Origin of the sequence: Actinoplanes sp. GCM10030250, assembly GCF_042666575.1 — a bacterium.
Taxonomy (GTDB): Bacteria; Actinomycetota; Actinomycetes; order Mycobacteriales; family Micromonosporaceae; genus Actinoplanes.
Genome location: NZ_JBHTDO010000078.1, coordinates 1 through 6,405 on the forward strand (window position 1 = coordinate 1; position 6,405 = coordinate 6,405).

A 6,405-nucleotide genomic window follows, 5' to 3' on the forward strand; every position below is an offset into this window, starting at 1 on the left:
AGCTAAGCCCGCCAGCGCCGATGGTACTGCACTCGGGAGGGTGTGGGAGAGTAGGACGCCGCCGGACTCAAACATGACAGAAAGGCCCACCCCGGACGGGGTGGGCCTTTCTTTTTGCCCCAAAACGGTCAACTCGGCTGGCGCCCAGCGGGGCCACACGGCCGGAAAAGCACCCCTCACGGCCAGCTGGGTTACTCGGCTGGCGTCCAGGGGGGCCTCACGGCCGGAAAGGCCCCGCTCACGGCCAGCCGGCACACTCGGCTGGCGTCCAGGGGGGCCTCACGGCCGGAAACACCCCGCTCACGGCCAGCCGGCACACTCGGCTGGCGTCCAGGGGGCCTTGCGGCCGGAAAGGCCCCGCTCACGGCCAGCTGGGGGTGGGGGCTGGGGGTGGGAGGGTTAGTCGCGGGTTTGAGTGGCTTGGCGGAACTCGAGCATCAGGGGGGCGGCTGCTGCTTCCGTCTGGTCGGGGAACATTGCCAGAGCCAGGCTGCCGTGGTCGGCCCAGCCGCAGACGGTGAGGTCGGTGCCTTCGGAGTGGGTGGTGCCGCACTTCATGACGCCGCCGTAGTCGCCGGCTTCGACCTCGTGCAGGCCGGTCACCGCGCCCTCCTCGTCCGAGATCAGTTCGAATGAGGTGTCGAGGTCCTTCTCCGGGGACCAGAGGAGCGTGGTACCGCCGAAGAACAGGACGTTCTTGCCCTCGGTGGAGCCGTAGACGCCGCCGACTGTCTTGTCCATGCTGATCTCGGCGGAGAGGGCGCCCTGTAGGTATTCCGCGGTGGCGGCGGCGTCTTCGCTGCTGTTCAGCTGGAGGGAACCGACCTGCGGCGGGGCGGAGAGGGTCGTGTTCCGCTGTGAGTTGACGTTCCAGGCGAAGTAGCCCAGCGCGCCGGCGCCCGCGAGCGCGACGACGAGTAGTGAAGCCAGTACGACGGTTCGGACTTTGCTGGGGGGTTCCGTGGGCTCCGGCTCGGGTTCCTCAGGCGTCAGCGAGAACGGCGCTTCATCAATCTCGATCGGCGCGCCTTCAACCAACTCAACCGCCTCCGGAGCGGGAGGAGGAGAGGCGGGAGTGGGAGGAGAGGCAGGAGCGGGAGCGGCAGGAGCAGGAGTGGCGGGAGCGGGGGAAGGCGGAGCGAGGGAAGCGGGAGAAGGCAGGTGCTGGCCACGGTCCGACATCCGGCGAGCCTATCTCTCCCCGACCGAGGAGGTGCGAATACCGGTCGCTCGCGGGGGCTCCGTAGACTTGTCGGGTGACCGATGCAACCGAACCCCGTACCCCCGACAGCCGGCCCACCGGTGGCCTCTCCGCCCAGTACCAGCCGGGCGAGGTAGAGCAGCGGCGGTACGACCGGTGGGTATCGGAGGGCTACTTCACCGCCGACCCGAAGAGCGACAAGCCGCCGTTCACCATCGTCATCCCACCGCCGAACGTGACCGGCTCGCTGCACGTCGGCCACGCCCTCGACCACACCATCCAGGACACCCTGGTCCGGTTGAAGCGGATGCAGGGATTCGAGGTGCTGTGGCTGCCCGGCATGGACCACGCCGGCATCGCCACGCAGAACGTGGTGGAGCGCAAGCTCGCCGACCAGCAGCTGTCCCGGCACGACCTGGGGCGGGAGAAGTTCGTCGAGCGTGTCTGGGAGTGGAAGGCCGAGTCCGGCGGTGCCATCCTCGGCCAGATGAGGCGGCTCGGCGACTCCGTCGACTGGAGCCGTGAGCGGTTCACCATGGACGAGGGTCTCTCCCGCGCCGTCCAGACGATCTTCAAGCGACTGTACGACGACGAGCTCATCTATCGTGCCAACCGGATCATCAACTGGTGTCCGCGCTGTCTCACCGCGCTCAGCGACATCGAGGTCGAGCACACCGACGACGAGGGTGAGCTGGTCTCCATCAGGTACGGCGAGGGCGCGAACGCCATCGTCGTCGCCACCACCCGGGCCGAGACGATGCTCGGTGACACCGCTGTGGCCGTGCACCCCGAGGACGAGCGTTACAAACACCTCATCGGTACGGAGGTCGAGCTCCCGCTGACCGGCCGCCGCATCCCGATCGTGGCCGACGAGCACGTGGACCCGGCTTTCGGTACCGGCGCGGTCAAGGTGACCCCGGCCCACGACCCGAACGACTTCGAGATCGGCCAGCGTCATGGGCTGCCGAGCCTGACCGTCATGGACGAGCGAGCCGTCATCACCGTACCCGGACCGTTTGAAGGTCTTGATCGGTATGAAGCGCGACCGGCCATCGTGGCTGCCCTGCGTGAGCAGGGTCGGATCGTCGCTGAGAAGCGGCCCTATCTGCACTCGGTGGGGCACTGTTCGCGGTGCAAGACCACGGTGGAGCCGCGGCTGTCGCTGCAGTGGTTCGTCAAGACCGGGCCGCTCGCGCAGGCGGCCGGTGACGCGGTGCGCGACGGCCGGGTGAAGATCGAGCCGGTCGAGTTGTCCAAGCGCTACTTCGCCTGGGTCGACAACATGCACGACTGGTGCATCTCCCGGCAGCTGTGGTGGGGCCACCGCATCCCGGTGTGGTACGGCCCGTCCGGCGAGGTCGTCTGCGTCGGACCGGACGAGCAGCCGCCGTCGGGTGAAGGCTGGCGCCAGGACGAGGACGTGCTGGACACCTGGTTCTCCTCGGGCCTGTGGCCGTTCTCCACGCTGGGCTGGCCGGAGCAGACCGCCGAGCTGGAGAAGTTCTACCCGACGAGCGTGCTGGTCACCGGCTACGACATCCTGTTCTTCTGGGTCGCCCGGATGATGATGTTCGGCCTCTACGCGATGGACGGTCGGCAGCCGTTCGACGTGGTGAACCTGCACGGCATGGTCCGCGACCAGTTCGGCAAGAAGATGTCGAAGTCGTTCGGCAACGTCGTCGACCCGCTCGACTGGATCGACAGGTACGGCGCCGACGCCACCCGCTTCACGCTGGCCCGCGGCGCCAACCCCGGCTCCGACGTGCCGATCAGCGAGGAGTGGTGCCAGGGCTCCCGCAACTTCTGCAACAAGCTCTGGAACGCCACCCGGTTCGCGCTGATGAACGGCGCGACCGTCGAGGGGCCGCTGCCGGAGGCGTCCGAGCTGTCCGCCATCGACAAGTGGGTCCTCTCCCGGCTCCAGCACACGATCACCGAGGTCAACGACTACTTCGAGCGGTACGAGTACGCCAAGGTCTGCGACACGCTCTACCACTTCGCCTGGGACGACGTCTGCGACTGGTACCTCGAGCTGAGCAAGCCGGTGCTGGCCGAGGGCGGCGAGGCCAGCCGCCGGGTCCTGGGGCACGTGCTCGACCAGCTGCTCCGCCTGCTGCACCCGGTCATCCCGTTCGTCACCGAGGAGCTGTGGATCGCACTCACCGGCGGTGAGACCCTGGTGCGGGCCGCCTGGCCGGCCGTCGACAAGGACCTGATCAACGATGCCGCCGAGGAGGAGCTGGCCGCCCTTCAGAAGGTGGTCACCGAGGTGCGGCGGTTCCGCTCCGACCAGGGGCTCAAGCCGAGCCAGCGGGTCACCGCGGCGCTCACCGGCCTGGGCAACGTCGGCATCGACACGCACGAGTCGCTGATCCGTTCGCTGGCCCGGCTCGACGCGCCGGCCGCCGACTTCGCCGCCACCGCCACCCTCGCGGTGACCGGCGGCATCACCGTCGACCTGGACACCCGCGGTGCCATCGACGTCGCGGCCGAACGGGCCCGGCTGGAGAAGGACCGGGCGGCCGCCGAGAAGGAGGCCACCCAGTGCCGGGCCAAGCTCGGCAACGAGGCCTTCGTCGGCAAGGCACCCGAGCAGGTCGTCGCGAAGATCAAGGACCGTCTGACAGCGGCCGAGGCGGACCTGATCCGGATCGCCGCCGCCCTCGAGGCGCTGCCCGCATCATGAGCGAATACACCGAGGCGGAGGCCGCGCTCAACGAGCGCGGCTTCACCCGCATGGTCTTCGACATGCAGAAGATCCGGGACCTGATGGATGTGCTGGGTACACCGCAGCGGGCGTACCCGGCGATCCATCTGACCGGGACCAACGGCAAGACGAGCACGGCTCGCATGATCGACTCGCTGCTGCGGGCGCACGGGCTGCACACCGGGCGCTACACCAGCCCGCATCTCGAGACCGTTCGCGAGCGGATCAGCCTCGACGGTGAGTCGATCACCGAGGAGCGGTTCGTCACCACGTACAACGAGGTGGCACCGCTCGCCGAGCTGATCGACGCGCGGAACGCGGAGCCGCTGACCTACTTCGACATGACGACGGCGCTGGCGTACGCGGCGTTCGCCGACGCACCCGTCGACATCGCGGTGGTCGAGGTCGGGCTCGGCGGCGAGGAAGACGCTACGAACGTCATCGAGGCCGGGGTCTGCGTCCTCACGCCGATCGGGCTCGACCACACCGAGTGGCTCGGCGACACCATCGAGGACATCGCCTGGCACAAGGTCGGCATCATCCACAAGGACGCCACCGTGGTCACCGCGCTGCAGAGCGAGGACGCCATGCGGCCCATCCTCGAACGCTGCGCGGACATGGGCGCCACGCTCGCCCGGGAGGGCAGCGAGTTCGGCGTGGTCGAGCGGACCCAGGCGGTCGGCGGGCAGGTGCTCACCCTGCAAGGGCTCGGCGGCATCTACGAGGAGATCTTCCTGCCGCTTTTCGGCGCACACCAGGCCCAGAACGCCGCCGTGGCGCTCGCGGCCGTCGAGGCGTTCCTCGGCGCCGGCCCGGGCAAGCAGCTCGAGGTGGATCTCGTCCGGGAAGGCTTCGCCCGGGTGGACTCGCCGGGGCGGCTGGAACGCGTACGCAGCGCGCCGACCATCCTGCTCGACGGCGCGCACAACCCGCACGGGATGGCCGCGACGGTCGCCGCGCTGGAGGAGGAGTTCACCTTCCGGCACCTGGTCGCGGTTCTCGCCGTCCTCGGCGACAAGGACGCGACCGGCCTGCTGGATCTCCTCGAACCGACGGTCGCCCGCCTCGTGGTGACGCAGAACAGCTCACCCCGCTCCATGCCGGTCGAGGAGCTGGCCCAGCTCGCGATCGCGGTCTTCGGCGAGGACCGGGTCACGATCGCGGAGAACATGCCGGACGCCATCGAGGAAGCGGTGGTGCTCGCCGAAGAGGACTCGTCCGGCGAGCTGAGCGGCGTGGGCGTGCTGGTCACCGGATCGGTGGTCACCGTCGCCGACGCGCGGAAACTCCTCAAGCGATGACCGGCCAGGAGGAGAGCGCGAGGCCCGCCGAGGGTGAGCCGGCTGCGGCGGCGCGCCCTTCCGGGCTTCGCAACCCCCAGGCAGCTGTACGGGGACTCGGCGCCGGAACATTGGCGCTGGAGGCGATCGTTCTGCTGCTGGGCATCCAGCCGATCCGCATCCTCGGTGGCGATCTCAGCGGCTGGGGGGTGGCGGCGGTCATCGCGCTCGCGGTGGCGGCGGCGGTGCTCGCCGGGATGATGCGGCACAGTTGGGCGTGGGGTGCGGGGGCTGTGCTTCAGGTTCTGCTCATCGGGTGCGGGCTGTTGCACTGGTCGCTTGCGGTTCTGGGGCTGATCTTCGGGGCGGCGTGGGCTTATGCGGCTTATGTACGCCGCTCGATCCTGGGCTGACGCGCCGTTCCCCGCCCGGCGCCTGTCCTCGCCTCACCCCCGCGCTGAGCCACGTTCTCGTCTCCGGCGCTGAGCCACGTCCTCGTCCCGGGGAGCCCGGTCAGCGGATGGCCTTCCACTGGGTGATGGCGATGTTGTGGTTGTCGGGGTCGCGGAAGGTTGCTGACCACAGTTCGAGCTTGTCGCCGCGGTTGACCGCGCGAGGGGAGTGTACGAACTTCACGTTCTTGCCGCGGAGCTCGTCGTATACCGCGTGGACGTCGCCCACCTCGAGGTTGAGATAGATCAGGCGGCCGGCTTCGTCGGCGAGGTTGTGGACTGTGCGGAGTACCAGGCGGGTGTCACCGGAGGCGAGGACCGCGCTGCCGTCTCCGCTGTCGATCTCGAAGAACCCCAGGATGTCGCGGTAGAACGTGATCGAACGGTTCAGGTCGGTGACCAGCACTGTGATGCCTACGCCGTGGATTGCTCCGGCTGGGCCCGGGCGGGCACTGGGGTAGGCGGTGATCACGTCGGCGGCGTGCTCGTCGGGTTCGGGAGTGCCGCCGAAGTCGCCCCAGGCGCTGCCTGCCGGGCGGGAGGGCGGCGGGTCCGCGTCGGGTTCGGCGGGAGGCGGCGGGGCCTGTCCGGAACTGGTGGCCGGGGTTGTCAGCGGCACCGTGGCCTCGTCCAGGGGGATGTCGATCTCGTCGACGGGGGTGGGGTCCGCGGGATCAGGGTCTGCGGGGATCGGGTCTGCGGGGATCGGGTCTGCGGAGCGGGGAACTGACGGTGGGGGTGCGCTGGGGAAGGGGCGGTCGGGGG

General features: G+C 69.3%; 5 protein-coding genes. 3 read left to right on the top strand and 2 right to left on the bottom strand.

Annotated elements, in window-relative coordinates:
- Positions 1-399: 399 nt before the first annotated feature.
- Entirely contained in the window at positions 400-1,038 is a 639-nt protein-coding gene (locus ACFQV6_RS43965; protein WP_378033694.1) for a hypothetical protein, read from the bottom strand.
- A gap of 218 nt (positions 1,039-1,256) precedes the next feature.
- Here ACFQV6_RS43965 and ACFQV6_RS43970 point away from each other — a divergent pair, with 218 nt between their 5' ends.
- Genes ACFQV6_RS43970 through ACFQV6_RS43980 form a run of 3 tightly spaced genes read left to right on the top strand, consistent with a single transcriptional unit; the run spans position 1,257 to position 5,601 of the window.
- Entirely contained in the window at positions 1,257-3,887 is a 2,631-nt protein-coding gene (locus ACFQV6_RS43970) for a valine--tRNA ligase (protein ID WP_378033695.1), read from the top strand.
- Entirely contained in the window at positions 3,884-5,209 is a 1,326-nt protein-coding gene (locus ACFQV6_RS43975) for a bifunctional folylpolyglutamate synthase/dihydrofolate synthase (RefSeq protein ID WP_378033696.1), read from the top strand. The genes ACFQV6_RS43970 and ACFQV6_RS43975 overlap by 4 nt, the downstream gene beginning before the upstream one ends.
- Complete coding sequence (locus tag ACFQV6_RS43980; protein WP_378033697.1) at positions 5,206-5,601, top strand: DUF4233 domain-containing protein; 396 nt, start codon at positions 5,206-5,208, stop codon at positions 5,599-5,601. The genes ACFQV6_RS43975 and ACFQV6_RS43980 overlap by 4 nt, the downstream gene beginning before the upstream one ends.
- Before the next feature lie 100 nt (positions 5,602-5,701).
- Here the strand turns inward: ACFQV6_RS43980 and ACFQV6_RS43985 are convergent.
- Positions 5,702-6,405, bottom strand: a 704-nt coding sequence (locus ACFQV6_RS43985) for a VOC family protein (RefSeq protein WP_378033698.1), incomplete at its 5' end; no start/stop codon positions are given.

Coding starts and splice junctions, on each gene's coding strand:
- ACFQV6_RS43975 (WP_378033696.1), top strand. CDS start 3,884: ATGAGCGAATACACCGAGGCGGAGGCCGCGCTCAACGAGCGCGGCTTC.
- ACFQV6_RS43980 (WP_378033697.1), top strand. CDS start 5,206: ATGACCGGCCAGGAGGAGAGCGCGAGGCCCGCCGAGGGTGAGCCGGCT.